Below are 25,711 nucleotides of genomic sequence, written 5' to 3'. Positions count from 1 at the left end.
ACAGGAGAGTCGATGAGAAAACTAGACCAATCCGATCACTTAGCGTAAAAATACAATCACGAAAAAGAACGGCTAGCAGGTGATCGGATAACTCCGGAATCGCTGATCGGATTCACCGAAATATGCAATTTTTTAAATTTATTGCTAAAACCCCTTCTCTAACAATGATTTTTGCGGCATTAAACGCTGATTACCACTGTTCCATTTTTATATGCCTGTCCGGTTATTACATTAAACACTGAGTACAGCAATAGCTTTTTTTTTGCCTGTCCATACTTATATAAACCGACGAAGGAGGCCGCACCAGGAGAATACCCAACGGGCTTACAAATACCCACACAACGCATTTTGTTAGCCTTTGCAGCGCCCTGCTTTATTACCTTTTAGTATATCCAAGTTTATTTCAATTCTTTCTAGTTCTTGTTGGCTTGGGTATTATCCAATCAGATGTTTAGACGGCCATATCGCAAGTAATCAGCGACAACGGCAAAACAACACGACTGCATTGAACAAAAGGATCCGCACCATGAGCTCAAAATTTAACACTATCAACCAGTTCACAAGGTTGTTCACTCTCAGTGCAGCCTTACTGCTGAGCACAGCTGCGCTGGCCAAAGACATCACGCTGTTGAACGTTTCTTATGACCCAACCCGTGAACTGTACCGCGATTACAACACAGCCTTTTCCAAATACTATCAAAGCAAAACTGGCGATAAAGTGAAAATTGACCAGTCACATGGCGGCTCTGGCAGCCAGTCGCGTTCAGTGATTGATGGTCTACGCGCGGATGTGGTCACACTGGCGCTGGCCGGTGATGTCGATCCGCTGGCCCGGATTGGCAAACTGTTACCGGAAAACTGGCAAAGTCGTTTACCGGAAAACAGTGCGCCTTATACCTCGACCATCGTGTTTTTGGTGCGCAAAGGCAACCCGAAAAATATCAAAGACTGGGACGACCTGGTAAAAAGCGATATTGAAGTCATAACGCCAAACCCAAAGACCTCAGGCGGCGCGCGCTGGAACTACTTAGCGGCCTGGGCTTATGCCAAAAAACAGTATGGAACTGATGCAGCGGCCAAAGATTTTGTCGGCAAGTTATTCCGCAATGTGCCGGTCCTCGATTCTGGTGCGCGCGGTTCGACCAGTACTTTTGTCCAGCGTGAAATTGGCGATGTCTTGCTTAGCTGGGAAAATGAAGCCTTTTTAGCAGTGAACGAACTGGGCGCAGATAAAGTTGAAATTGTGGTGCCAAGCATTTCGGTGCTGGCTGAGCCTTCTGTTGCAGTGGTCGATAAAAATGCCAGCCGCAAAGAGCACCTGGCTGCAGCCACCGCATATTTGGAATATTTGTACAGCAATGAAGGCCAGGAAATTGTCGCCAAACATTATTATCGCCCACGTGATAAAGCTGTTGCCGCTAAGTATGCCAACACCTTTCCAACGTTAAACCTGGTGACTATTCAGGATTTTGGCGGCTGGGATAAAGCTCAGACCGAACATTTCGCCGAAGGCGGTCTGTTTGACCAAATTTATCAGCGTTAATACTTTTTACGCAAATCGGTCAGCGGACGACCGATTTGCTGTTTTAAGCTTGTGATTGTCACAATCATCCCCCTACAATGCGCTCGTTTTTGTCTAGGCAGGAGTTCGTTGTGGAAGCAATGCCAGTAGGCGTGAGTGCGTTTTTTATCCAAATTCTGGTGATCTTGCTAGCCGCTCGGGTGGTTGGCTGGCTGGCGGTTAAAGTTGGCCAGCCGCGAGTGGTCGGCGAAATGATTGCCGGAATTTTATTAGGTCCAACCTTATTCGGTGCTTTCGCACCTGACATCCAACAACAATTATTCTCAGCCGAATATCGCCCTTTTTTGTCGCTTGGCGCGCAAATTGGCATCGGTCTGTATATGTTTTTGGTCGGTCTTGAATTCGATAACTCCATGTTCCAAAGCCGCGCCCGCAGCGCTCTTGCCATTTCCGCTTCCGGTATTTTGGTGCCTTTTGTGATGGCCTGTCTGCTGTCAAGCTGGTTATTGGAATATGGCGGCTTGTTTGCCAGCAATATCACTTGGGTCCAAGCAACCTTGTTCTTGGGTGCGTCAATTTCGATCACTGCATTCCCAATGCTGGCGCGGGTGATTCAGGAGCAAGGACTCGCCAACACCAAGCTTGGCACTTTAGTGCTCGCCGCCGGCGCCATTGACGATGTAGCAGCCTGGTGTCTGATGGCATTATTGCTGGCAAGCTTTGGCGGCGACGACAGCCTGTTCTATAAAGCGGTGATTGGTGCGATTATTTTCAGCGCTTTGATGCTGACGCTGGTGCGTAAGCACGCGGCAAAACTGGAACAATGGTACCGACGTGAAGGTCGGCTGACTCCAAGACTACTGATTGTGATCCTGCTACTGTGGGTGGCCAGTGTCAGTACCACCGAGTGGATTGGTTTACATGCGGTGTTTGGCGGCTTTTTACTGGGAGTGGCGATGCCCCGCGGCCCCCTCGCCAGTCATTTAATCAAAAGGTTACAACCAGTGGTGTTGATTGGTCTGGTGCCGCTATTTTTCACGGTGTCTGGCCTTAAAACCGATTTATCGGTATTGAGCCAGGGCACTTTATGGCAAGTGGCACTGGCGGTGATCGGCGCGTCAATTTTTGCCAAAGCGGTAGCCTGTTATCTGGCGGCACGGCTTTGTGGCGAAAATCATCCGATGTCGCTCGCGGTCGGCATTTTGATGAACGCCCGTGGCATGATGGAGCTAATTTTACTGAATATCGCACTGCAAAATGGCGTGATTACCGCTGATTTATTTTCTGTGCTGGTGCTAATGACCGTCATCACCACCATGATGGCGACGCCGTTGTTTAATTGGCTGCAACGTCTGCCATCGTTTCGGGCGCAGATCCATTAATCCGTTTTAACGTCACAGCACAACTTCACAGCAGAGCCAGTGCAAGCTGGCGCTGCTGTGATCTTGAAGTTCGCGCTGCAACAGCAGCAACAGCAACAGCAACAGCAACAGCAACAATCAAGCCCGAAACCATTAACCCCGTAAATGCTGATTAAAAAACGCAATGGTCCGCTGCCAGGCCAGTTCAGCCGCCGCTTTATCATACCGTGGCGTGGTGTCATTGTTAAAACCATGCTCGGTATCTGGATAGACAAAAGACCGGGCATTTTTGCCGGCCGCTTTGAGAGCATCGTCATAGGCTTTTGCACCGGCATTGACCCGCTCGTCATTACTGGCGTAGTGAATAAGCAGCGGTGCCTGAATGGCCGCAACTTTAGCGAGGTCTCCTTGCCGACCATAAAACGGCACTGCGGCGCCCAAATCTGGTAGCCGTGTCGCCAACGCATTGGAAATGCCACCGCCGTAACAAAAACCAACCACCCCGACTTTGCCATTGCCGTTACTGAGTGTTTTCAAAAATGCCGCAGCTTCCACAAAATCGTTTTCGGTTTTTTGTGGGTCTAAGCCCCGGAACAGTTCGCGGGCTTGGTCTTCGTCCCCCGGATAACCACCCAAGGTAAATAGCGCATCCGGTGCAAAAGCGATAAAGTTATCCAGCGCCACCCGCCGGGCGATGTCTTCGATATGCGGGTTTAAACCCCGGTTTTCATGCACCACCAACACTGTTGGCAGCTTAGTTGTTGCGTCGATGTTGACCGGTTGAACCAAATATCCTCGGATTTTACCGTTGCCAGAAGGCGATGGAATTTCAATATATTCAGTTTTTAACCGGCCATCATCGGCTTTGATTTGCTGCGCTTGGGCAAACTTCGGCGTTAAGGCCTGCAGCACAGTAAGAGCCGTAACGCCTGCGACGGTATATTTGGCGGCGCGGCTTAAAAACTCGCGCCGACTGATATCACCATGGACATATTGGTCAAATAACTTCAGTGTTTCTGGATCAAAATCTTTAGCAGTTTTAAAGCTCATCGGTATGTTCCTGTTGGGATGGCAACTTTAATGACTACGCTTCCTGTGCACAATTGGATGTTTGCACCAAAGAATGATGCACCGCATCACCTTTACTCAGCAGCGTCCGGCCAAGGTTGAGCATCGTCGTCGTATTTTCGAACCTGATGCTTGGATCGGTTACGATTTATTTTAGTTTCCAATTCGAATACAATGATAGGCGTGCTACGGCGATAAGCAACGAATGGAAGTATGGGTTCAAGACTGCCGAAACCGCTTGAAATAATCAACTGTTGCTATTTACACTACTAGCTATCCAACATTCAACAACACTGGGAGTGCTCCATGGACGATTTAACTCAGGACGCGATTAACAAGGCTTATCAACACAATGTCGGCAAGCTGTTCGATGGTTTGTTTGCCGCTTATGTCACGGCTTTTGATGATTTGGATAAAACCAATGCTCTGGCGAAGTTCAGTAACGGCGTGGCAATAGTCCGGGAAGCAAAAGAGGCTGCAGAACGTTCGCTCTGACTTGTTAAATATCGATAAATGGTAGGGCACTACTCGCCGCGCAGCGGCAGTAGGCCAAGATCAGTCATGTATTAAGGCGGACTACCTTCGGCGAGTCGCGCCCTACGCTTCCAACCACGCCTCCTAATTTTCTACGCCAAGCCACATCTGGCTGACTCTTTGCATTCTCTGCTGCTATCGCCCGGTTTTACCACCAATTCGCGTTAAAACAGCACATCCAACAGGGTTTGGAGGGATTTATGCACTTCGATGCTGCAATACCACAGCAAAACACGCACAGTTTTAGTGCAATTATTATGGCCGGTGGCCGTTCCAGCCGGATGGGCCAGGATAAGGCCCTATTACAACTACATGGCAAGACGATGTTGCAGCACACTTGTGATGTAGCCATTGCAGCAGGTTGTCACAAGGTGCTGATCAGCCGCAATGCCGCTGGCTATATTCAGGATGAAGTTGCCAATCGTGGACCGTTGGCGGGAATTGCCGCTGCGTTAAAGCAGGCAAACAGTGAATTTTGCCTGGTGCTGCCGGTGGATATGCCATCATTGCAACCTGCTGATTTACGACCGCTATTAAACGGCGAAAGCTGCTATTTCAAGAACTTCACCTTGCCTTGTGTACTTCCCAACACATTGCAGGTACAGGATTACCTGGCACAAGTCGTTCACGACCCGTTTCTTCACGGCCGGGCTTTATCGATAGAACAACTGTTGCAATGGCTGCAAGCGCGAAGTCTCACTACCGCCAATCCGGCGCATTTTGCCAACACCAACGATTTCGCGACCTGGCAGTGCGTGAGTAAAACCATTCCAACACAACGAACACAACAGGTGCGGCATGAGTAAAGCGAACGCTGTGTTTATCCCGTTACAAGTCGCGGTGATCACGGTCTCCGACAGCCGTACCTTTGACAACGACAGTACCGGCGATTTACTGCAACAGCGACTGACCGGGCAGCAGCATCAACTATATCAACGCCATATTGTGCCACAGCAGCTGCACCACATTCGTGCTTGCGTCGCGACTTTGATTGCGGATCCGCTTTGCCAGGTGATTTTACTGAACGGCGGCACCGGTTTTGGTCAGGACAACTGTACCGAACAAGCCGTCAGCGTACTGTTTGACCAGCCCGTCGTGGGTTTTGGTGAACTGTTCCGCCAGCTGTCGTTTACTGCGATGGGTAGTGCTGCTTTGCAATCACGCGCCACCGCCGGTCTGGCCAATCACACGCTGATCGTTGCGATGCCAGGCTCGCCCAATGCGGCTGAACTGGCGATGGTGCAGCTGATATTGCCGCAACTGGATGCGCGACAACAACCTTGTAATTTTGTGTCGCAGCTGATTCATGCGCAGTGCAGTCCGACCCGAACGTCGCCGCAACAGGACAGCCATCAGAGTACAAAATCATGACTGGATCTTTCCAAAGTTCAGGACAGCCATCAAAGCAAAGTTCAGGACCATCCAAAGTTCAGGACAGCCATCAGAGTACAAAATCATGACTGAATCTTTCAGCTTTACCCATCTTGACCCCAGCGGCGGCGCTCAGATGGTCGATGTCAGCACCAAAACCAGCACTAGCCGTGAAGCAATTGCCACCGCGCTGGTGCAAACGACGCCAGAAGTCATCCGGCACATCGAACAAGCGCTGGTTAAAAAAGGCGATGTGCTGGCGGTGGCGCGGGTGGCTGGCATTATGGCGGCAAAAAAAACCAGTGAGCTTATTCCGCTCTGTCATCCGCTGGCTTTAACCAAAGTAACCATCGACTTTACACTGGATGCCACTCTCGGGCGGATTGCCTTAAGCGCCAGCTGTCGCGTCACCGGCCCGACCGGCGTTGAAATGGAAGCGCTAACTGCTGTGTCGGTAGCAGCATTAACCATCCACGACATGTGTAAAGCACTGGATCCGCGGCTCACCATTAACCAAATCCAGCTACAGCAAAAAACCGGTGGCAAATCCGGTCTGTGGCACCGTGAGAGCAATACCGGAGCTGACAGCAATGATTAAAATTCTGTTTTTTGCCGCGCTGCGTGAACGGCTGCAATGCCGCGAACTTCAGCTAGCGATTACGCAGCCTTGTCAGATGCAGGACGTGTTGAAACAGCTACAGCAACAATCAGAAAAATGGCAGCAAGTTTTTAGCGAACAGCAGTTGTTATGTGCCCTTAATCAGCAGATCTGTAGCCTAAATACCCTGGTACATCCCGGTGACGAGCTGGCGTTTTTCCCACCGGTAACCGGAGGTTAAGCATGGACAAGCCGCTGATCAAAATAACAGTTCAAACTGAAGACTTTTCACTCGCCGACGAATATCAGCTGCTGGCCAACACACCAGGCTGCGGCGCGGTTCTGACCTTTAGTGGGCTGGTCCGCGATGACGGCTCCACGCAGCTACAATCGTTGGAACTGGAGCATTACCCCGGCATGACCGAGCAGGCGCTAACCGATATCGCGTTACTGGCCGTAGCACGTTTTAAGGTAAAAGCTGTCACGCTGATCCACCGTATTGGCACGCTGACGCCACAACAACAAATTGTGTTGGTTGGTGTGGCGAGCAGTCATCGCCGCGAGGCTTTTCAAGCTGGCGAATTCATCATGGACTATCTGAAAACCAAAGCGCCGCTGTGGAAAAAACAACATCTGGCGACAGGTTCAGACTGGGTAGATGCTAAACACACCGATGCTGAATGCGCCAAACGCTGGGATTTATCATGAATTCGCCGTGGCGTTCTCTGGCGTTACATTTATCGTTTCCAAAATTGCTGCTGGCGAGCTTGCTGCTACTGCCCGCTTTTGGCCTGGTGAGCGCAGAAACCCCGAATACAAAAAATCAGGCCTTTACCACGACGCCACTGCGGATCGCTGCCGCTTCTGATCTGCGTTATGTACTGGACCAAATTGCCACGCAATTTACTCAACAATACCCACAATTGCAGCTTGATATTGTCTATGGCTCGTCTGGCAAACTTAGCACCCAAATTGCAGCTGGAGCGCCCTTTGCGGTGTTTTTCAGTGCTGACGAAGCCTATGTCACACCGCTGCTGCAACGCGGCGTCGCCCAAGCGCCGGTACAATTAATCGGTTTGGGGCAACTGGTACTTTGGAGCAAACAACATGATGCGCGAAAAATTGCGCTGGCTGATTTAAAGCAATCTGATATCAAGCTAAAACACTTTCAGCAGCAGTTCAAACGCATCGCCATTGCTGAACCTTCACACGCTCCTTATGGCGATCGCAGCCGTGAACTGCTGCAACGGCTTGGGTTATGGCAGCAGCTGCAACCCAATATGGTCACCGCTGAGAATGTCGCTAAAGCGGCGCAACTGGCACATAGCGGTGCCGTTGACGCCGGCATTTTTGCGCTGGCCATTGCCCTGTCCGATGATTATGCCGCCGGATATTGCCAGCGACTTGACCACACACTACATCAACCGCTGCGCCAGGTGATGGTGTTGACCAGCCAAGGTGCAACGCGCCCGGATGCACAGGATTTTGCGGCTTTTATGCGATCGGCGGGCGCCAGGCAGTTACTGCGAAGTTACGGCTTTATCGATCCGGATTTCAAAGCGCCAGCCGTTACAGACGACCCGGAACAACCTCAGCCTTCGACGCAATGCCAACAATTGGAACCCGCCGATGGTTGATGGCGGCTTCTGGCAACCAGGCGAACTGACCGCCTTATGGCTGACGCTCAAACTAGCGCTCACCACCAGCGCCATATTACTGGTGCTGGCGACACCACTCGGTTGGTGGCTGGCCTTTGGTCAGCGCAAACGCCATAGTCTGGTTGCCGCCCTGGTGACCTTGCCGTTGGTGTTGCCGCCCACCGTGATGGGCTTTTATTTACTCCTGTTGCTTAGGCCTGAAAGCAGTCTTGCCCAGCTGTTAAACCAGCTTGGTGTTGGCAATCTATTGTTTAGTTTTGGCGGTATTTTGTTGGGCTCGCTGATTTATTCACTGCCGTTTGCCGTGCAGCCACTGACCCAAATTTTTCGATCTATCGGTAAAGCACCGCTGGAAACAGCGGCTGTGCTCGGCGCCGGGCCGGTCGATCGGTTTTTCAGTGTATTGTTGCCGTTAGCAAAACCGGGCTTTATCACCGCCGCGACTTTAACTTTCGCTCACACGCTCGGCGAATTTGGGATGATTATGCTGATTGGCGGCAGTATTGCGGGCGAAACCAAAGTACTGTCAGTGCTGATTTATGACCAAACCGAAGCAATGAATTACGGCGCAGCGCACCGGCTATCGCTAGCCGTATTGCTGCTGGCGTTGCTGCTGTTATTTGTGTTGCATCGTTTTTCGCAGCAGCCGCTATCAGCGCAACGTCTACAAGTCACACCAGAACCGGCTGCGACCGGACTTGGAGTCGGCGACATCCCATCAACATCCACCTCAACTCCCCAACGAATGACGGTTGATCAGCGTCTTGAACTTGATATTGAATTCATCAGACCAGATTTCAGGCTGCAACTCCAAACGCAGTTACCACTTCAAGGTGTCACCGCATTATTCGGACCGTCCGGTTGTGGCAAAACCAGCTTATTGCGGATAATTGCCGGTTTAGAACCTGCGGCAACCGGGCAAATCACGCTCGGCGGCAGCAGCTGGCAACAAGGCAATTTCAAACGTCCGCCCGAACAAAGAGCCATTGGCATGGTCAGCCAGCATGACAGCCTGCTGCCGCATTTATCGGTGTTGCAGAATCTTCATTACGGCTATCACAGAATCGCGCCGCAGCGGCGGTTATTAACCTTAGCTGCTGTTGTTGAATTGTTGGCATTACAACCCTTGCTGCAGCGCATGCCACAACAATTATCCGGCGGCCAGAAACAGCGGGTGGCGTTGGGGCGGGCGTTATTACGCCAGCCTCAATTGTTGCTGCTGGACGAGCCGTTTTCAGCGCTGGATCAGGCCGGACGACAACAGCTGCTACCATACCTGCAACGGGTGCTGCAAACGTTGGCGCTCCCGGTGATTTTGGTCAGCCATCAGCTGGAAGATGTGGCGCAATTGGCTGATCAGCTACTGTTATTGGAAAATGGTCGGCTGGTTGCGGCAGGCTCTGTGCCAGAACTTTTACAGCAACAACCTTTGTTATTGCAGGAACCCTGGTCGGTATTACAGGGTACTTGCCAATTACCTAAAAACGCGGGTGAATTGGCGTTGGTGCAGCTGCAACAACGTGATAAGGAAGAAACATCAGCGCAACAGCCGCCAACCGCCAGCACTTTGCAACTAGTCACCGCCCCTTCAGCAAAAAATGGTGCTTGCAAGGTCAATATCAAAGCGCGGGATGTCAGCGTCAGCCTTCGCTTGTTGGTCGATAGCTCGATCAGCAATCAGCTTCCGGTGCGCCTTGAGCAGGTCTCGCCCGGCCCGCATCAGGCCGAGCTGATTTTGCATTTAAAGCTTGCTGGGCAAACCTTGATGGCGGTGATCACCAAAGTATCTTACCAGCGGTTACAGCTGGTACCCGGACAATGGCTATATGCCAATATTAAGGCAGTGTCGCTGTGTTATTGACGGTTTGCAGCTGAGGGTGCTGGGGTGCAAAACCTTAACACATTGTTTTAAAACAAAAAGTTAAATAGGATTTCCGAAGGGTGGATAAGCAACGCATCATCCACCTACATCCGAAAAACTTCATTTCCCAACGCTTACAAATGAATCGCGGGCTCAGCGCCAAGGCCTGGGCCATAAACGATGGCGTTTAAGAGCAGCCGTTCGGTGCCTTTAGTGCCACCACGTACTACCGGCTGACCTGCAAACATAATGATCTGACCATTGCCTTTAGCTTCACGGGTTAAATAAGCGGTATTGGTCACGCGCTGCGCCGCTTCCGGCCATAACAAACCGCTCATCCGCACCCGCACGTCCTGACCCGCCGGCAATGTCGACCAACCCAGTTTACGGGTGACCGCTGATTTGTTTTCGGTCATCACGCCAATCCGTACCACCGCTTCAGATGCGTCGTCGGACATCAGCAGCGGATGATTGCTAAACAGCAGCGGCAACTGCGGTTCAGTACCAAAGCTGAGCCAGTGTTGCTGATCGACGCGTCCCGCCAGAAAGGCACCAGACGGCATAAAATGACCCGACCATTGCTCCCAGGTTTTCAGCTGCTCTTTATCCAACCCTTTCACCTTTGGATCCGCCAGCCATGGCAACTCGATTGTTTCCGGCACCACATAACTTTGCACCGCCGCTTTATTGGCTAAGGTGGTTTGGCTGGCCAGCCATTCCCGTTGCAGCGATAAATCGTATTTCGCCGCGTCGCCAATGGCAGCAGCTAAGGGTTTCACGGTAGAAATTTCACCTGACAGCAACTGCCCGGTTGCGCCGTCGATGCTGATCAGTGTACCACCCGCTTCCACCCAGGTACTGAGCGCCGCCAGCTGGCCTTTGTCCAGTTTGGCGTTCATATGCGGTAGCACAATCACATTGTACTGACGTAAATCGTCGCGCAGCAGACTGGCTAAATCCAGATGGCTGTGGCGAATGCCCAAATGAGTGTCGACCATATGCCAAATAGCGCCAAAGTCGAGCTGACTGACGCCGCCTTGCCCGACAATCGCCAGTTTCGGCGCTTGCAGCAATTCGAAATGGGAACCACCGATATCCGGTAAATCACCATCGCCGAGGCCCTGCATCAGGCTTTGCAGATCAGTGTTGACGTCCTTGGCGGCGGTGGCAACTTGAGCAGCTAAATCCGCCAGCTGAGGGTTATCACTTTTCAGTACCGCAATGGTACCGCGGTTAAAAATCAGTTTTCCCAGCACACCGGCTTTATTAATCAGCCGCACCTGTACGCCCTGCTCCATTAAACGCGCCGCAAAGCCAACCGAGGCGTCATCGTCACCATTCACCAGCCAGCCGAGGTTATGTTGATCAGCATCAGCGTTCGCTGCAGCGGCAACGACCAGCGGATGCGGGGCAAAATCCTGCAAACTTTGCGTGATGTCCTGACCCACTTCCCAGGCATTTAAACCCAGCATCATGGTCAGGTTCCAGGCGGTGTTGTCATACATCACCGAGCTGCCATCGCGCAACGTGCGTTGATATTCTTCCAGCAGTACTTCATCTTTGATGGTGGCATTAAATTCCAGAATAGCGTTCAGCAACCGCGCTTCCGGCTGACGGGCGCGGATCACTAACGCGCCTTTGGGCAGTGTTTTTTCAGTAAATTTTTGCCCCAGTTGGTCGGTCACTTCCCGCACACTGATCGCCGCGCTGGTTTGCTGTACGTCGATGTTCTGCGCTTGCAATAAAGAGACAAAGTGCTCCAGCCGCTTGCGGTTAGCGGTGGGTAAAATCACATAACTTTTATCGGCGTAAGGGCTGTCGCTCGACGTTACCAACTGGCGGTCTTTAACAAAATCGCGGTAAATGTCTTTGCTGTGCGCCGCCAGCGTTTCCAGGTTACTCAGTGAACTTTGTAACTGATGATGCACCGACTGCGCGTAAGTACGAATGAGCCCATTCTCTAGTCGGATACCATCTTCTGCGGTTCGCGCCTGTTCATACAAAATATGCACCGCGCCACGGTATTCGGCATAGTTGGAATAACCTGGGTACAGATTTTCAAACCATTCGCCGGTGTAATAAGTCCACTTTTTCTGATCAAAACCAGCGGCCTGATCTTTGGCGAAGATTTTGCCCCACTTGTGTTTGCTTTGCGGAATATTGCTGTTGATAGGTTCGCGTGAAGGCCCGAACAAAAAGGTATCGCTGCTGCCCATTTCATGGCCATCAATCATCAGCTGCGGGTACCATTGATTAATCAAAGCCACCCGGCCCCGGGTTTCCGGCGCTTGCAGCAGGTAAAAGTCGCGGTTTAAGTCGTAATAATAATGGTTAGAGCGGCCATAAGGCCACACGCCGGCATGCAACATCGACTGGCCATCGACGTTCGGCGCTGTGCCGCGGTGTTGCTCCAGCATCTTGGTAAAACGCGCCCGGCCGTCAGGATTCATCATCGGATCGACCAGCACCACCATATTGTCCAGCAACTCGGTGATTTTTGGGTCATCCGCCGCAATCAGCTGATAAATCAGCGCCAACGCCGCATCGGCACCGGAGGACTCATTGCCATGAATGGAGTAAGCCATCCAGGCAATTGCGGGCAAGTCATTGACAATCTGTTCCAACTGTCCTGATGATTGACCAGACGGATTGGCCAGTTGTTGTACTTTTTGCTGAATATCCGGCAACTTCGCCAGATTTTTTGTGCTGGAAATGGCCAGCAAATGCAGCGGCCGCCCTTCATAACTAGTGGCGTATTGCTGATAGACAATTTTGTCACTTTCTTTGGCCCAGAGCGCGACCAGCTGATTGATTTGCTCCGGCGTGGCGGTTTGTTTACCCACCGGAAAACCAAGCACCTGCTCGGGTGGTGTGATCGCCGGATTTACTTTGGCCGGCGTCAGTGCCTGCGGGTAATCCAGTGCTGGGGTTGCGGTTGGTTTCATCAGTACTGCGGCCTGCGCGCTCAACGTCAGCATGCCGCCCACGACCGCCGTGCACAACAGGCTGGTTTTGAGCAAATGGCGGCTAAGGCGATTTTTATTTTTTGGCAGATTCATCGTTGTTTATGTCCCTGTAACCAGCTGAAATACGCCCACCAGCGTCCGGTTCATGTCGGTTGCGCTTCGTAGGTGAAATAGGTGATGAGGCGGCTGACAAATCATCAGCAACCATCATAAAGTTGTACAGAAACTGGCCACGGCTGTACAGCCGAAAATCGATGATTGCGACTGAAGGTTATTTATTGCAGGTTAGTTACGCTGGTTAAACTGAAAAAACGCTTCGGAAACTTTTTGCGCAGCGCTGGCATAACCGGTTGCGGCTAACAACAAAGCCACCGATTCGGCGGTACACCACCCCTGCTGGCGCTGATTGCGGCGCAGTAAATATTGCGAAGGTTGACTGCTTTGCAGGCTCAATGTCGGTAATGCCTGCAAATAGGGGCTTTGCCGGTACATTTTGTGCGCCAGCTGCCAGGTGGCATCCAACAAGATAAACCGTCGGCTAACGGCGGATGGACTTTCGGTGCATGGATTGTCGGAGCATGGCTTTTGCGAGGCCGCCGCGATGACATTATTAGCTTCAAGCACCTGCGCTTCAGGCGTTGGATACAACAACCAAAGCGGGTTGGATGGGGTCACCGTCAACAATTGCGGATCTGGCGCGACCCGCGACCAGGCCAAACGCTTGACGGTGATCTCTGGATGCTGTGCCAGTGCGGGCGCAACTAATGCACCGGTGTTGGTGCTTTTGTTAAATTCGGTGGCGTGGGTTAATAAAATAAGCTCAATCGCCGCTGCGACAGGCTGCGCGGCGCTTTGCATCAACTTACCTTGGCAACAACGGTAATACGGTGTGTGGCGCCTGATTAAACCGGATCTCACCTTTAAGCTCTGCTGCGTCCGCCAGCAACACCTGACATTGCAGCATCTTACAATGAATGCGGGATGCGAGCTCAGCTGGCGCATCTTCAAGCACCACTTCGCGCTCGAACTGTAACGTGACACCGGTCATCTCCGGCAGAAAATATTTGCCAAGACCGGCTAAGTCTTTCAGTAAACCATCAAATTGTTGATGCATTTTCACCAGTTGCTGCCACTCGATAGCAGCATCTAGTGGCAGTTTACTGCGCAGCCGGAAATTTAAATCACAGGATTTGGCATCGGCCGGTTGTTTTAACAGGATCAACGCTTTACGGCTATTGAGTAGCTCAGAATACGGCAACACCAACTCACCATTGTTGGCAATCGTTAACGCATCGTCACTGATATCGGTGGTGATACGGGCAGAAGTCACATCACATGGTAAGGTAGTGGCTTGTTGCTGCAGCATAAAGGCCAGCGTAATGTCGCTGTACTCAACTTTTTCGCTTTTTTTCAGTCTGGAATAAAAACCATCGTAGTTAAACTGGGTGTCAGCTGCGACGGGCGCTATCAACGTGCTACCAACAACCAAACTTGCCCAAACTGACAATCCACGCACACGCATTAACTTTCATCCATAAATTTTGAATTGCTGACGATCATCGTCTGAATTTCTAATACGTACTGATCACCACGCTCAGAATACCGCTTTAAGCCATGTGCCAGTTTCTGCGCGCTCACGGCTTGCTCGAGCTGGCGTACTTCTGACCGGATAGCCCGTAAATCGTCGTACACATAAAAGGTATTCAGATTGTAAAAATACGCATTGACGCTGGCGGCGATATCCGGAAATTTGGCTACTTCGTGATATTTACCGGCGCCGCGTTTCAAAGGCACAAAACCACAACCGGCTTTAAAACACCATTGACCAAAAAAATTAAAACCTTCGATGGCAAAACGACTGGAGCCCCAGCCCGATTCTTTAGCTGCCTGGTTTAACACCAGTCCGTCAGGGATTTCATCAACCCGCGACAATAATTCTTTTAAACCGGCGGCATCGGCTTCCGGGTAATCCACTTTAAATTCATCGAATAAACTGTATACAAAGGCAAATTCTTCCAGCGTGAATTGATGCCCTTGGTTTTGTTGCTGTTGCAAGCTCAATAACTGCTGGCGGATCTTATGTAAACGACTATTTTCACGGTTGATAAACGGCTGCAGATAATCGAAAAATGCTTCTTTGCGCTTGGCGGTATCTTGAATAGCTGCAAAATCCGGGACTGGTTCTAAGGTCGGCATCCGATGCGGATAAGTGACGCGTGCTAACAACTTTTTCTGATCGGCGGAATTGAGCGCCGATAACTTGCTTGGCAGTTGCCATGGCGCTAGTTCATGCGCTTCAGCAATCGGATCTTCCTGCAAAAATGGAAAAGCCACGGCCGCTAAAATAACCAGCAGCGCCAGGGTTTTGGCAATATAGGTAAACCACAATTTCATCGTTAACTTTCCTGAGAGTGTTGGCTCAGTGGGCAGCTGGTGCTAAAAAATGGCACTAGCCGACAACTGTGGTCGGGCTGAAATTCATCAGATTGGCTATTTTAACCACTAAAACTGGCATTTTCGACTAAAACTTACCGGATAGTTCAAAACAGTCTAAGCAAATTTTCATAACGCACTGTTTTTATTGAATTTAATATTTGGCCTGAATTATGCTATCCAGCCTTGTATCACTAACCAAGGAATAGATAACATGAAAAATTTAGTCATCGTCACCTCCTTATGCTGCCTGATGAGTTTTCCACTACTGGCCAGCGAAAAAGAATTAACGCAACAATTCGAATCCAATGAACTTTCACAATTACAAATTAATACCGGTGTTGGTGATATTACCGTTGAAGTCACTGATGCCAGTCAAATCACCGTCGATGTAACAGTCCGTGGCAGCAAAAGCTGGTTATTTGGCCGCACCGATGTCAGTGATGCCAGCCTTGAAAGCGACATTAAAAACGGCGTGTTAAGCCTGGAAGTTCCGCTTGATGACACTGAACAAACCTGGGTGGTGAAAGTTCCTCGTCAACTGGCCGTTGATTTACAACTGGGCGTTGGCAGTATCAACATGGCTGGCAATGCCGGTGATATCAGTGCTGATATCGGTGTTGGTTCATTTGCCGCGAAACTAGCGGTGCCAGAATTTAAAAATATCGAATTAAGCGCTGGTGTCGGTGATGTCAGCCTGCAAACGGTGCAGGGAAAAACTGCCCGCAGCCACTTGGTGGGCGCCGAGCTTGAATATGCCGGTCCAGGTGAACATGCAATGGCAGTGACGGTGGGTGTTGGTGATGCGACCGTAAAAAACACCTCACTCTGATGCTGACATTTACGCGAGCTGTTTGTTCTGTCACGGGTTTTACAGGTACTGGTATCGCCGCTGATACCAGTACTTTTAACTAAAGGCTGTTGTCTCTAGTCGCGACTGGTTGATTTCAGCTATCGGTTGACTTCGACCGCCAACCACTGAATATCGGTGCGCCATAATCTGGCAAGTTCGGTTTTTAAGTCAAAAAAGCTGGTCATCGGCAAATTGCGGCCACTAACACAATGCTGGGTAAAACGATGACAGTTGTTGTGAATAAGGTCGTAATCCTGCACCGTAAAAATCTGCTGGATAGCACGCTCGGCACAACCTTCCCCGACCAAAACCTGACCTTGTCGGTCACAAGCCACCAGCAAGTGTTTACCCGAACGGTTATCAAAAAAGCGATTGATCGAAATCGCTCTTACCAATCCAGAGCCTTGCAACTCGACAATCTGGCCTTCGCCAATATAAATACCGGTGTGTTCAAATAAGTGAAAAATCTCACAAACCACCACAGCGCCCGCAGGTACAGCTGATAAATGCCACATATTGAAATTTTTTTGCTGAATTTTCCCCAGTATGATTGCAAAACTTGGTTGGCTGTGTAAAAAGGTGTAAGAAAGTTTTTCTCATCAAGATGTCCAGATGGATGTCTAGTTTATTTCCATTTTTACGGAGGCAGTAAGGTAAGCGGCATGAAACCAATTGAGCGCTCGAAAAAATTAGACGGTGTATGTTATGACATTCGTGGACCGGTCGCCCGGGAAGCGAAACGGATGGAAGAAGAAGGCCATCGCATTTTAAAGCTCAATATCGGTAATCCCGCCCCCTTCGGTTTCGAAGCGCCGGACGAAATCCTCAAGCATGTGATCCACAATCTGCCGACAGCTCAGGGTTATACCGACTCGCAAGGCATTTACCCGGCCCGTGTCGCGGTGGCGCAGTATTATCAGCAGCGCGGTATTCTGGGTGCTGACGCCGATGATGTGTACATTGGTAACGGTGTGTCGGAACTGATTTTAATGTCGCTGCAGGCGCTATTAGATAACGGCGATGAAGTGTTGATCCCTTCACCCGATTATCCACTATGGACTGCTGCGGTGAATTTAGCTGGTGGCAAAGCGGTGCATTATCGCTGTGATGAACAAGCCGACTGGTTTCCGGATACGGCCGATATTCGCAGCAAAATTACCAGCCGCACCAAAGCATTGGTGCTGATTAACCCGAATAACCCGACCGGCGCTGTTTATAACGACGCCATGTTGCTGGATTTGCTGCAAATCGCCCGCGAACATGGCCTGGTGGTGTTGTCGGACGAAATTTACGACAAAATTCTGTACGACGGCACCACCCACACTGCCACAGCTTCGTTGGCTGACGATTTGGTCTTACTGACCTTTGGCGGGTTGTCGAAGAACTATCGCATTGCTGGTTTTCGCGTGGGCTGGTTGTTTATCTCCGGTGCCAAACAAGCAGCGCGCCACTATATTGAAGGCCTGAATATTCTGGCCTCAATGCGCCTTTGTGCCAACGTGCCATGTCAACATGCGGTACAAACAGCTTTGGGCGGTTATCAAAGTATCAACGAGCTGATTATCCCTGGAGGTCGTCTGTACGATCAGATGGATTTAGCCCATCGGCTGGTCAACAATATTGAAGGTTTAAGCTGCGTGCGGCCAAAAGGCGCCATGTACTTATTCCCGAAAATTGACCGGAAAATTTTCCCAATCAAAGATGATGAGCTGATGGTGCTGGATTTCCTGCGTCAACATAAAGTGTTGCTGGTGCATGGCCGGGCTTTTAACTGGCCGGAGCCGGATCACTTCCGCATCGTGTTCCTGCCGCATAAAGAACAGCTGGAACAGGCGATTAGCAAGCTGGCGCAGTTTTTACCTGGCTATCGCCAATTATAAGCGGCTGATAAGAAGGGTTATTTGATGACAGAACCGCTGCAAAGTCACTTTTTTGCGCATTTGTTCCGGATGAAGCTAATTAATCGCTGGCCGTTAATGCGCAATGTGAACACCGAAAATGTCGCCGAGCATAGCCATCAGGTGGCGATGGTCGCGCATATGCTGGCGGTGATTGGTCAGCAGCGGTTTGGCAAAAATCTAAGCCCGGAGCGACTCGCCACACTGGCGTTGTACCATGACGCCAGCGAAGTAATCACCGGCGATCTGCCAACGCCGGTGAAATACTTTAATCCGCAAATTGCCATTGAATATAAAAAGATTGAAGCCATCGCCGAGCAGCGATTACTTGCGCTGCTGCCGACTGAATTACAGCAGGTGTATCAGGGGTTTCTGTTGTCGACCTCTTATACCGACGAAGAAAAACTGCTGGTGAAAGCAGCCGATCATCTGTGTGCTTATGTCAAAACCATCGAAGAAATTTCAGCCGGTAATCATGAGTTTACGATTGCCAAACGGCGACTGGAAAAAATTCTGCTGAACTACCCACAACCCGAGGTGAAGTATTTTCTCGATACCTTCACCGCCAGTTTTGCCTTATCGCTGGATGAAATCAGTCAGGATGAGCCGCAGTAACACGGCTCATCCTGGTCTTGCTGTAACCACTATTGATTATGAATGTTGCTGCGCCGATTTATGGTCATGGTCATGGTCATGGTCATGGTCATGGTCATGGTCATCAGCCTGAATTGCCGCAGTTTTGGCCGGCGCAACATTTTCATCGCGACAAGCTTCGTCCGGCACTTCAAATTCTACCGTGGTATGTGCCAGTTGATACGGCTGTAATAGCAACCTAATTTGCTCTTTGTACTGACGGATTAACGCGCTGTCTGCTTCAGCTTTTAACACCAAATGCACTGTCAGCACGTGCTGCTCGCCATCTAACGACCATAAATGCAAATGGTGGGTATCGGCGACAAAGTCCAGACTCGCTAGCTTTGTCCCTATATCAGCAGCAAGCTGCGGATCCGGACTGGTTTGCAAAAATAATTGCAGGGTTTTCTTTAGGTTGCGCCAGACATTCAGTAAGATAAAACAGGTAAAACCAATACTGAGCACTGGATCAATCCAAGCCCAATCGGTCAGATACAACAGAATACTGCCTAGTAATACCGCAGCCCAACCGAGCACATCTTCCAGCAAATGCCAGCTTAGCACTTGCTCGTTCTGCGTCTTGCCAAAACGCAGTTTATAGACCGCAGCACCGTTAACGATCACCCCGAGGATCGCCAGCGCAATCATCCCTTCAGCCATCGGCAATTGTGGTGCCCACAACCTGGGAATGGCTTCAGATAAAATCCACAGTGACCCCACCACCAGAATGACACTGTTGACCAGCGCACTTAACAGCGACCAGCGCCGAAAACCATAACTGTATTTGGGCGTCGCTGCTTTATTGGCGACTTTACTGGCAAGCCAGGCAAAACCAATCGCCAGACAATCACCCAGATCGTGCATCGCATCGGCCATAATGGCCACGCTATTGGTCAGATAACCGCCAATAAACTCAATAATGGTAAAACAGAAGTTCAACCAGAATGCGACTGCAATATTGCCGCTTTCATGAGAATGCGAGTGGCCGTGTGCATGCCCGTGTGAATGATGAGAATGGCCGTGGTGATCGTGCGGCATAGGCTTACCTGAAATAGTCAATGTTCCCCTTAACTTAGCCAGTTCCGCCGGTACAGGCAAGGTAAAAAGTCCAGTTGCCTGCCAAATGCACAACCATGCAAAAAATCACTCTGCAATCCTTGTGTTATCCGGGGTTGCTGGTTAGTCTGACCGCTTGTTACATGTAGGAGTATCGCGGGTGTTGTTGTCAGATTTCAAAAAGGTTGCAAAAGCAGTGTTTCAACCCAAACCGGCGATCTTGTGCCTGTCTCAGCAATTGACGAGTCCAGGATTTGCTGGCAAAACTTTCCTGGTTGGTACTCTGCTACTCAGTTTCATTTCTCCGGTCAGCGCCCTACCGCAGTTTCAGGCAGTGCAACCAACATTAGACGCAGGGGTTTGGCCAGACAATAGCAAGCAACTGTGTTTTGTCGCCGATGAAACGTTGAAGTATCTGGCAAAAGGTGCAGCATACGATGCGGCTGCAATCCATAGCGGCAAGTTAGCCGGCGCGAGCACGCCACTACCGCGGGTGGTCGATACCTTAAACTATCTGTGTAAAATCAGTCGGGAAGACCAGGCCTCCGGCAAGCCATCAAGGCTCGCGAACCCGCAGTTTATCGTGCAGCACTTTGAATTTGTGCGTTGGTTACCCGATCGGACCGCCGCCGCTAAAGTCAGTAAAAACAAACCGTTAGTCCAAAATATTCCACAAGATAAACTGCTGCTGACCAAGTACTACGTGCGTATTGCCGATGGCAGTGCTCAAAAAACCGCGCAGCAGGATCAAGCGCTGTATGGTTTACCTTTTGATGAACAGGCACTGCCACTAGATCAGGCCGATGCACTAGGCAAAAAAATCACTCGTTTTCAACTGGGCAAACAGGACATCGTCAAAGGTGCACTGGAGCAAAAACCGCTGCGTGCCCCGGCCCTGGTCTGGTTAAGTCGTGACGATTTAGAGGGTGCATTGTTACAAGGGACCGCCGTAGTACCAGAAGGTAGTTCGTACCGCTATTTTAATGTGCATCGCAGTAACGGCATTGCTTATGACCGTCTGTTAAAACCAGAGCAACAACAGCGCTATTGGTACTTTAAACAAGTGCAAAGTGTGTTGGGTTATGGCAAAGACGCCGATTATAAAATTCCGATTGCGCCGGAAGTTACAGTCGCCGGTGATATTGTCAATCTGGGCTTAGGTAAGCTAATCTTACTGGCCACCGTGGAAGGCGGTAAAACCCATTATCGGCTGACGATTTTGGCCGACACCGGCGGAGCTTTTACTAACAATCAATTTCAATTGGATTGGCTAAGTGGTTATTACCGCGACTGGGATCATTATTATCAAGCCAATAAACATCGCAATGACTACACGAATGCCTGGTTACTGCTGAAAAAACAATAAGATATAGGAATATCATTCAAGATGCGGTTGTTGCTGGCAGTTGCCACTCTCATGATGAGCTCCCAGGCTTTTGCCAGCCTGGATTATGCCGCTTGGGCAAAAAACAACCGTGATGGCAGCTGGACCCGCAGCGCCGAAACCGCGGTCGCAAATTCGCCATTGGTAAAATTAGTCCCGAAAGACATTCTGTATTTCTGCCCTGCTTACCCAAAACTACATGCCAACGAACGTCGTAAATTCTGGGTCGGCCTCATCTCGGCAATGGCCAAACCTGAAAGTAATTTTAAACCACAACGTTTTTATCAGGAAAAATTCCGCGACGGTAAAGGCCGGCCGGTCATTTCCCGTGGTTTACTGCAAATCTCCATCGAAAGCGCCAATCAACAACGCTATGGCTGTGATATTCCGTATCCGGCAAAGCTACATGATCCAAGTGTTAACTTAGCCTGCGGCGTGAAGATCCTGTCAAAATGGGTCAGCACCGATGGTGTTATCGCCAAACACGCACAACCCCGAGCGCATAAAGGCGGCAGCCGGTACTGGTCCACTTTACGTCCGCAACGAGGTCATTTACGCGCTATCGCCGACTTCACCCGCAAACTACCGTTCTGTAATTAACCACCCGCCACCGCATGTCACTTGCAGTTGCATGCAGGTCGTTTGCTATTGAGTAACAGCCTGAGTTTCTCTGCTGCATGTCACTGACTTCCCTTCTCTTTTCTCATAAAACAACCGCTGTGATTGCTTTTGCAAGGCTGCGATAAAGGCTCAATTTGATTTTTAGCAACATTTATTTTTCAAAATCGTCGTTGTAAATGTAAAGTGCAAAGATCACAGTTGCATCATTAACTTTACATGGGCTAGCTACTGCAATTGACGCGCGTTCAGCTTCGAAATCAACCGCAATGCTCACGGCAAATTATTTGATAAAATCCATATAATATTGATTTTAATCAAATTACTTGAGAACTCACCGGTAGGCATATTTAATTATCGCTCTCACTACTGTCAACTTCGCGTTACTCTTGGTCAGATCTCTTTGCTAAATTCTGCCATCCAAAAGCAAGACAAGCTCCCATTGCCACATATTAGCAACCTCTTAAATTTCCATACATGTGATTTTAAATTAACCTGTTTTTTATCTTAGTTACATTACATCTCGTGATGTCACTAAGATCATAAAGCCACAAGTCAAAAGGGAAAACGCATGAACCATAAAAAAACGATGTTGGCGTTAACGCTGGCACAAATGTTCGCGGCGCCGATGTTGCTTGCGCAACAAAGCAACGAACAAAACACTGCTGAACCGATGGAATCTATCACTATCACCGGTTCGCGTATCAACCGCACCAGTGCGCAAATGAGTACACCAACGACCATCGTCGACGCCGCTACTATTGAATTATCCGGTGCGAAGAACATTGGCGACCTGATCCATCAACTCCCCGCTCTCGCAAATGGTATTGGCGCTGTATCTTCCAGCGACGGCAATGGCGGAAATAAATCGGACGCTGGTCTGGAACTGGCTAATTTACGTGGATTAGGGTCTGTCCGTACGCTAGTGCTGGTCGACGGCCGCCGCCATGTCCCTGGTTCCGCCAACGAATCTGCGGTTGATTTAAGCATGATCCCCGCTTCCTTGATTGAGCGGATCGAAATCGTCACCGGCGGTGCGTCAGCCATTTACGGCGCAGATGCAGTAACTGGCGTGGTCAATTTTATCTTAAAGAAGAATTTCACTGGTGTTGAAATTGATGTGTCTGCAGGTCAGACCTCTAAAAGTGATGCAAAACAAAAAGACTTCAAACTGACCGTCGGCGAAAATTTTGCCAATGACAAATTAAATACCACCTTGCATCTGAATTATTCAGACCGGGACGAGTTACCGATGTCAGCGCGCGGTTATGCCAATGCCAACCCGGCATTCGCTCGATTAGGGACTGCCAAGCCTAATGATGGTATCAGTGATACTGTCTGGCACCGGGATCAACGCTTTCAGGCACTGAGTCGCGAGGGTCTGATTTATCTGCCAAACGCAAAGTGGGTGTTAGCAGGAACTCCGTTTGATATTATTAACAATCCACTGCCTCCGACATTCGGCGGTGATCCTTTTGGATTAGGTTACGATACTTTTACGATTGACCGCGACAACGGTAAATTCCGGCCCTTCGTCAGCGGAACCAACTGTCAAATCGTCCCTTGTGATGGCGGCGACGGTTTTCAAACCCCCGAGAGCAACAGCTTGCTCACCCCAAGTACGCGTTATTTAATGGATTTCAGTAGTCATTATGAAGTGAGTGATCAACATTCACTGTATTTTGATGCGAAGTACGGCAAAGTTGAAGCTGCGGCGGCCGGTCAGGCCAGCGTATTTCATGACGACAATTTCGGGCCATTAATTCCACTGAGAATCGACAATCCATTTGTACCGGCCGAACTTAAACAGCTGATGACAGCTCGTGGTATAAATGTGGCGGCGCTTGCTGTTGTTGGACGCCCGCTTCGCACTGACAACACCCGCGAAACCATGCAATTCACATTCGGCAGTAAAGGACTCATTGGCGAGTACAGCTATGACACCTTCTTTCAACATGGTGAAGTCGACAGTGAGTTAGTCAGCCAGGATACGCTGATGAGTCGCTATTACGAAGCACTCGACGCAACAACCGATGCCTCAGGCAAAGCAATTTGCCGCAGCCGCAACAGCAGCTGTGCACCATGGAATGCCATGTATAATCAGGTATCACCGGAAGCATTGGCTTATGTCGGCGTTGATTTGCTCACAACTGAAAAAGTTGAACAAACACTGGCTTCGTACTCGATCAATGGTGACCTTGCTGAACTGGACGCCGGTATTATCGGCTTTGCCGCCGGTGTCGAGTACCGTAAAGAATCATCACAAAGCACGCCGGATAAACTGGCGCAGGCAATTGATGCCGATGGGGTTGGCTCAGGATTGGTCGGTAGCAGAACTGGTGCTACCAGGGCTCAAAATAGTTATGTTAAACCAACTTCTGGCGAATATGACGTCAAAGAGTTGTTTGGTGAGCTGATTGTGCCACTGCTGAGCGACTATACATTGATCGACAGCCTCGAACTGGAAGCCGCAGCTCGGGTATCAAACCATAGTATTACCGGCACAGACAGTACCTATAAACTGGCGTTGAACTGGGCGTTAACTGACAAGATCCGCACCCGTGCGACCTATTCACTCGCAGTCCGGGCGCCAAATATTGCAGAACTGTTTGCGCCAGACTCTATTAGTGGTGCGAGAATGACCGATCCATGTCATGCGGCCAACCGAAATGGTGGATTAAATCCAGCACAGCGCCAAGCCAACTGTTTAGCACTGGGGATCCCTGCTAACTTCATTTCTGAAGCGTCATTTGGTACCAGAAGCGTCCAGACGCGAGGCAATAGAGATTTAAAACCAGAAGAAGCAACAACTTACACTCTTGGCCTGGTCTGGCTGCCGTTTGACCGCTTTAACCTCGCACTAGACTATTGGAATATTGAAATCGAAGATGCGATCACCAGTTTCGACGCTTCAGACGTTCTGAGTAACTGTGTCGACGGTGCAGCGCTTGATCCTAAATTTTGCAGATCGGTATCTCGTCGGGCGGATGGCAATATCAACCTTGTTTCAGTCGCGAATATCAATGCGTCAAAATTCATTGCCAATGGTACCGACTTGGATCTGAGTTACAGCCTGCCACTTTCTGCCGGCTCGGTAGATACGTCGCTGGTATTAACTTATCTTGGTGAGCGCGAGTTCTGGCAAAATCCCGAGTTCCAAAGCAACGCCCTGAATGATGCCGGAACTTCCCGCTATCCACATGTTCGGGCGCTATTACGGGCAGCCTATCGCACTGATACCTACACCATCGGTTGGACGATGAATTACGCTAGTAAATCAACTTTTAACAAAACAACCCTCAACGATGACGCTTACCCGGACTGGTTCGATAACAAAGTGGCTAGTTATGCCAAACACAATTTGTTCTTAAACTATAACATTAGTGACGACGTCAGCACTTACCTGAATATCGACAATATCGGCGATAAAAAACCGCAATATCTGCCAGGTATTAATCAGGGCACCTTAATTTATGACGCCGTTGGACGTAGATTTAACCTGGGCGTTAAAGTGAAATTTTAAATGATTGACTTAGTAGCAAGTTAATGGATTTAAATAATGATGTATGACAAAAACGACTCATGGTGATGAAATCATGGGTCGTTTTTTTTGAAATGAATGGATTCGATGTTTTTTTCTACAGCATGCGCCTAGCAATGACGTTGATTTTTCGTATTTTGAACCCAATTCAGAAACAAAAGTCTTAAAACGGGGCTTTATTGAAGTCCAAAATGCAAAAAGCCCGCTCAATGAGCGGGCTTTTTGACTTATTGGGAGCCTGGCGGTGTACTACTCTCGCATGGCATCTGCCACACTACCATCGTCGCAGCTGCGTTTCACTTCTGAGTTCGGAATGGATTCAGGTGGTTCCACAGCGCTATTGCCACCAGGCAAAA

At 49.8% G+C, this 25,711-nt stretch carries 23 protein-coding genes, 1 rRNA gene and 1 pseudogene; 17 read left to right on the top strand and 8 right to left on the bottom strand.

Features of this window, described 5'->3' with window-relative positions:
* Positions 1-526 precede the first annotated feature (526 nt).
* The gene (locus EOE67_RS19735; protein WP_127701215.1) at positions 527-1,543 is read left to right on the top strand and encodes a sulfate ABC transporter substrate-binding protein; all 1,017 of its coding nucleotides are present in this window, start codon (positions 527-529) and stop codon (positions 1,541-1,543) included.
* A gap of 119 nt (positions 1,544-1,662) precedes the next feature.
* Positions 1,663-2,904 carry a cation:proton antiporter gene (locus tag EOE67_RS19730; RefSeq protein WP_127701220.1) on the top strand — a complete coding sequence of 414 codons (1,242 nt, stop codon included), beginning with the start codon at positions 1,663-1,665 and terminating at the stop codon, positions 2,902-2,904.
* 132 nt (positions 2,905-3,036) lie between these two features.
* Here the strand turns inward: EOE67_RS19730 and EOE67_RS19725 are convergent, their stop codons facing one another.
* Complete coding sequence (locus tag EOE67_RS19725) at positions 3,037-3,933, bottom strand: dienelactone hydrolase family protein (protein WP_127701213.1); 897 nt, start codon at positions 3,931-3,933, stop codon at positions 3,037-3,039.
* A gap of 324 nt (positions 3,934-4,257) precedes the next feature.
* Between EOE67_RS19725 and EOE67_RS19720 the strand changes: the two genes are divergently transcribed.
* The 9 genes and pseudogenes from EOE67_RS19720 to modC all read left to right on the top strand — a co-directional run bounded on the left by EOE67_RS19720 (position 4,258) and on the right by modC (position 9,973).
* On the top strand, positions 4,258-4,446 hold the full coding sequence (locus EOE67_RS19720) for a hypothetical protein (protein ID WP_127701210.1): 189 nt from the start codon (positions 4,258-4,260) through the stop codon (positions 4,444-4,446).
* Between the two features lie 239 nt (positions 4,447-4,685).
* Positions 4,686-5,291 (top strand): molybdenum cofactor guanylyltransferase, encoded by a 606-nt coding sequence (gene mobA / locus EOE67_RS19715; protein WP_127701208.1) that lies wholly within the window; start codon positions 4,686-4,688, stop codon positions 5,289-5,291.
* A complete protein-coding gene (locus tag EOE67_RS19710; protein WP_127701205.1) occupies positions 5,284-5,856 on the top strand; it encodes a molybdopterin-binding protein in 573 nt (190 codons plus the stop codon). Before mobA ends, EOE67_RS19710 begins: the two co-directional genes overlap by 8 nt.
* An 85-nt stretch (positions 5,857-5,941) precedes the next feature.
* On the top strand, positions 5,942-6,454 hold the full coding sequence (gene moaC, locus EOE67_RS19705) for a cyclic pyranopterin monophosphate synthase MoaC (protein WP_127701203.1): 513 nt from the start codon (positions 5,942-5,944) through the stop codon (positions 6,452-6,454).
* On the top strand, positions 6,447-6,695 hold the full coding sequence (moaD, locus tag EOE67_RS19700) for a molybdopterin converting factor subunit 1 (protein ID WP_127701201.1): 249 nt from the start codon (positions 6,447-6,449) through the stop codon (positions 6,693-6,695). Before moaC ends, moaD begins: the two co-directional genes overlap by 8 nt.
* Before the next feature lie 2 nt (positions 6,696-6,697).
* The gene (gene moaE / locus EOE67_RS19695; RefSeq protein ID WP_127701199.1) at positions 6,698-7,162 is read left to right on the top strand and encodes a molybdopterin synthase catalytic subunit MoaE; all 465 of its coding nucleotides are present in this window, start codon (positions 6,698-6,700) and stop codon (positions 7,160-7,162) included.
* Complete coding sequence (gene modA, locus EOE67_RS19690) at positions 7,159-8,091, top strand: molybdate ABC transporter substrate-binding protein (RefSeq protein WP_164852446.1); 933 nt, start codon at positions 7,159-7,161, stop codon at positions 8,089-8,091. The genes moaE and modA overlap by 4 nt, the downstream gene beginning before the upstream one ends.
* Positions 8,084-8,758 (top strand): annotated as a pseudogene (modB, locus tag EOE67_RS20925) (molybdate ABC transporter permease subunit); the annotation flags it as partial. The gene modA and the pseudogene modB, both read left to right, overlap by 8 nt.
* 99 nt (positions 8,759-8,857) lie before the next feature.
* Positions 8,858-9,973, top strand: coding sequence for a molybdenum ABC transporter ATP-binding protein (gene modC / locus EOE67_RS20920; protein WP_240652887.1), 1,116 nt, complete (start codon positions 8,858-8,860; stop codon positions 9,971-9,973).
* A gap of 134 nt (positions 9,974-10,107) precedes the next feature.
* Here modC and EOE67_RS19680 read toward each other — a convergent pair whose 3' ends face one another.
* The 4 genes from EOE67_RS19680 to EOE67_RS19665 form a co-directional block, all read right to left on the bottom strand.
* A complete protein-coding gene (locus EOE67_RS19680; protein WP_127701193.1) occupies positions 10,108-13,032 on the bottom strand; it encodes a M14 family metallopeptidase in 2,925 nt (974 codons plus the stop codon).
* Positions 13,033-13,224: 192 nt separating this feature from the next.
* Entirely contained in the window at positions 13,225-13,797 is a 573-nt protein-coding gene (locus EOE67_RS19675) for a DTW domain-containing protein (protein ID WP_164852445.1), read from the bottom strand.
* 4 nt (positions 13,798-13,801) lie between these two features.
* Positions 13,802-14,461 carry a DUF2987 domain-containing protein gene (locus tag EOE67_RS19670; RefSeq protein ID WP_127701188.1) on the bottom strand — a complete coding sequence of 220 codons (660 nt, stop codon included), beginning with the start codon at positions 14,459-14,461 and terminating at the stop codon, positions 13,802-13,804.
* Positions 14,461-15,333, bottom strand: a complete 873-nt coding sequence (locus EOE67_RS19665; RefSeq protein ID WP_127701186.1) for a glucosaminidase domain-containing protein — start codon at positions 15,331-15,333, stop codon at positions 14,461-14,463. The genes EOE67_RS19670 and EOE67_RS19665 overlap by 1 nt, the downstream gene beginning before the upstream one ends.
* 253 nt (positions 15,334-15,586) lie before the next feature.
* Between EOE67_RS19665 and EOE67_RS19660 the strand changes: the two genes are divergently transcribed.
* The gene (locus tag EOE67_RS19660; protein WP_127701184.1) at positions 15,587-16,204 is read left to right on the top strand and encodes a DUF4097 family beta strand repeat-containing protein; all 618 of its coding nucleotides are present in this window, start codon (positions 15,587-15,589) and stop codon (positions 16,202-16,204) included.
* A 119-nt stretch (positions 16,205-16,323) separates the two neighbouring features.
* On the opposite strand, the gene EOE67_RS19655 is transcribed toward EOE67_RS19660, so the two are convergent.
* Positions 16,324-16,740: a hypothetical protein gene (locus EOE67_RS19655; protein ID WP_127701182.1), complete on the bottom strand. Its 417-nt coding sequence runs from the start codon at positions 16,738-16,740 to the stop codon at positions 16,324-16,326.
* 147 nt (positions 16,741-16,887) lie between these two features.
* On the opposite strand from EOE67_RS19655, the gene EOE67_RS19650 reads away from it, so the two are divergent.
* Both EOE67_RS19650 and yfbR read left to right on the top strand, forming a co-directional pair.
* Positions 16,888-18,105 (top strand): pyridoxal phosphate-dependent aminotransferase, encoded by a 1,218-nt coding sequence (locus EOE67_RS19650; protein ID WP_127701180.1) that lies wholly within the window; start codon positions 16,888-16,890, stop codon positions 18,103-18,105.
* 24 nt (positions 18,106-18,129) lie between these two features.
* A complete protein-coding gene (gene yfbR / locus EOE67_RS19645) occupies positions 18,130-18,738 on the top strand; it encodes a 5'-deoxynucleotidase (RefSeq protein ID WP_127701178.1) in 609 nt (202 codons plus the stop codon).
* 36 nt (positions 18,739-18,774) lie between these two features.
* Here the strand turns inward: yfbR and EOE67_RS19640 are convergent, their stop codons facing one another.
* A complete protein-coding gene (locus EOE67_RS19640) occupies positions 18,775-19,794 on the bottom strand; it encodes a cation diffusion facilitator family transporter (RefSeq protein WP_127701176.1) in 1,020 nt (339 codons plus the stop codon).
* A gap of 178 nt (positions 19,795-19,972) precedes the next feature.
* On the opposite strand from EOE67_RS19640, the gene EOE67_RS19635 reads away from it, so the two are divergent.
* From EOE67_RS19635 to EOE67_RS19625, 3 genes are all read left to right on the top strand, one after another.
* On the top strand, positions 19,973-21,178 hold the full coding sequence (locus EOE67_RS19635; RefSeq protein ID WP_127701174.1) for an RlpA-like double-psi beta-barrel domain-containing protein: 1,206 nt from the start codon (positions 19,973-19,975) through the stop codon (positions 21,176-21,178).
* A gap of 21 nt (positions 21,179-21,199) precedes the next feature.
* Complete coding sequence (locus EOE67_RS19630) at positions 21,200-21,796, top strand: transglycosylase SLT domain-containing protein (protein ID WP_240652886.1); 597 nt, start codon at positions 21,200-21,202, stop codon at positions 21,794-21,796.
* Positions 21,797-22,385: 589 nt separating this feature from the next.
* Positions 22,386-25,337 carry a TonB-dependent receptor plug domain-containing protein gene (locus EOE67_RS19625; protein ID WP_127701172.1) on the top strand — a complete coding sequence of 984 codons (2,952 nt, stop codon included), beginning with the start codon at positions 22,386-22,388 and terminating at the stop codon, positions 25,335-25,337.
* A gap of 254 nt (positions 25,338-25,591) precedes the next feature.
* Here EOE67_RS19625 and rrf read toward each other — a convergent pair.
* Positions 25,592-25,706, bottom strand: a 5S ribosomal RNA gene (gene rrf, locus EOE67_RS19620).
* Positions 25,707-25,711 lie beyond the last annotated feature (5 nt).

Origin of the sequence: Rheinheimera riviphila (genome assembly GCF_004005945.1) — a bacterium.
In the GTDB taxonomy this organism is placed as follows: Bacteria; Pseudomonadota; Gammaproteobacteria; order Enterobacterales; family Alteromonadaceae; genus Pararheinheimera; species Pararheinheimera riviphila.
Note: the sequence above shows the minus strand (reverse complement) of the source record. Positions and strands in the feature narration are given on the sequence as shown.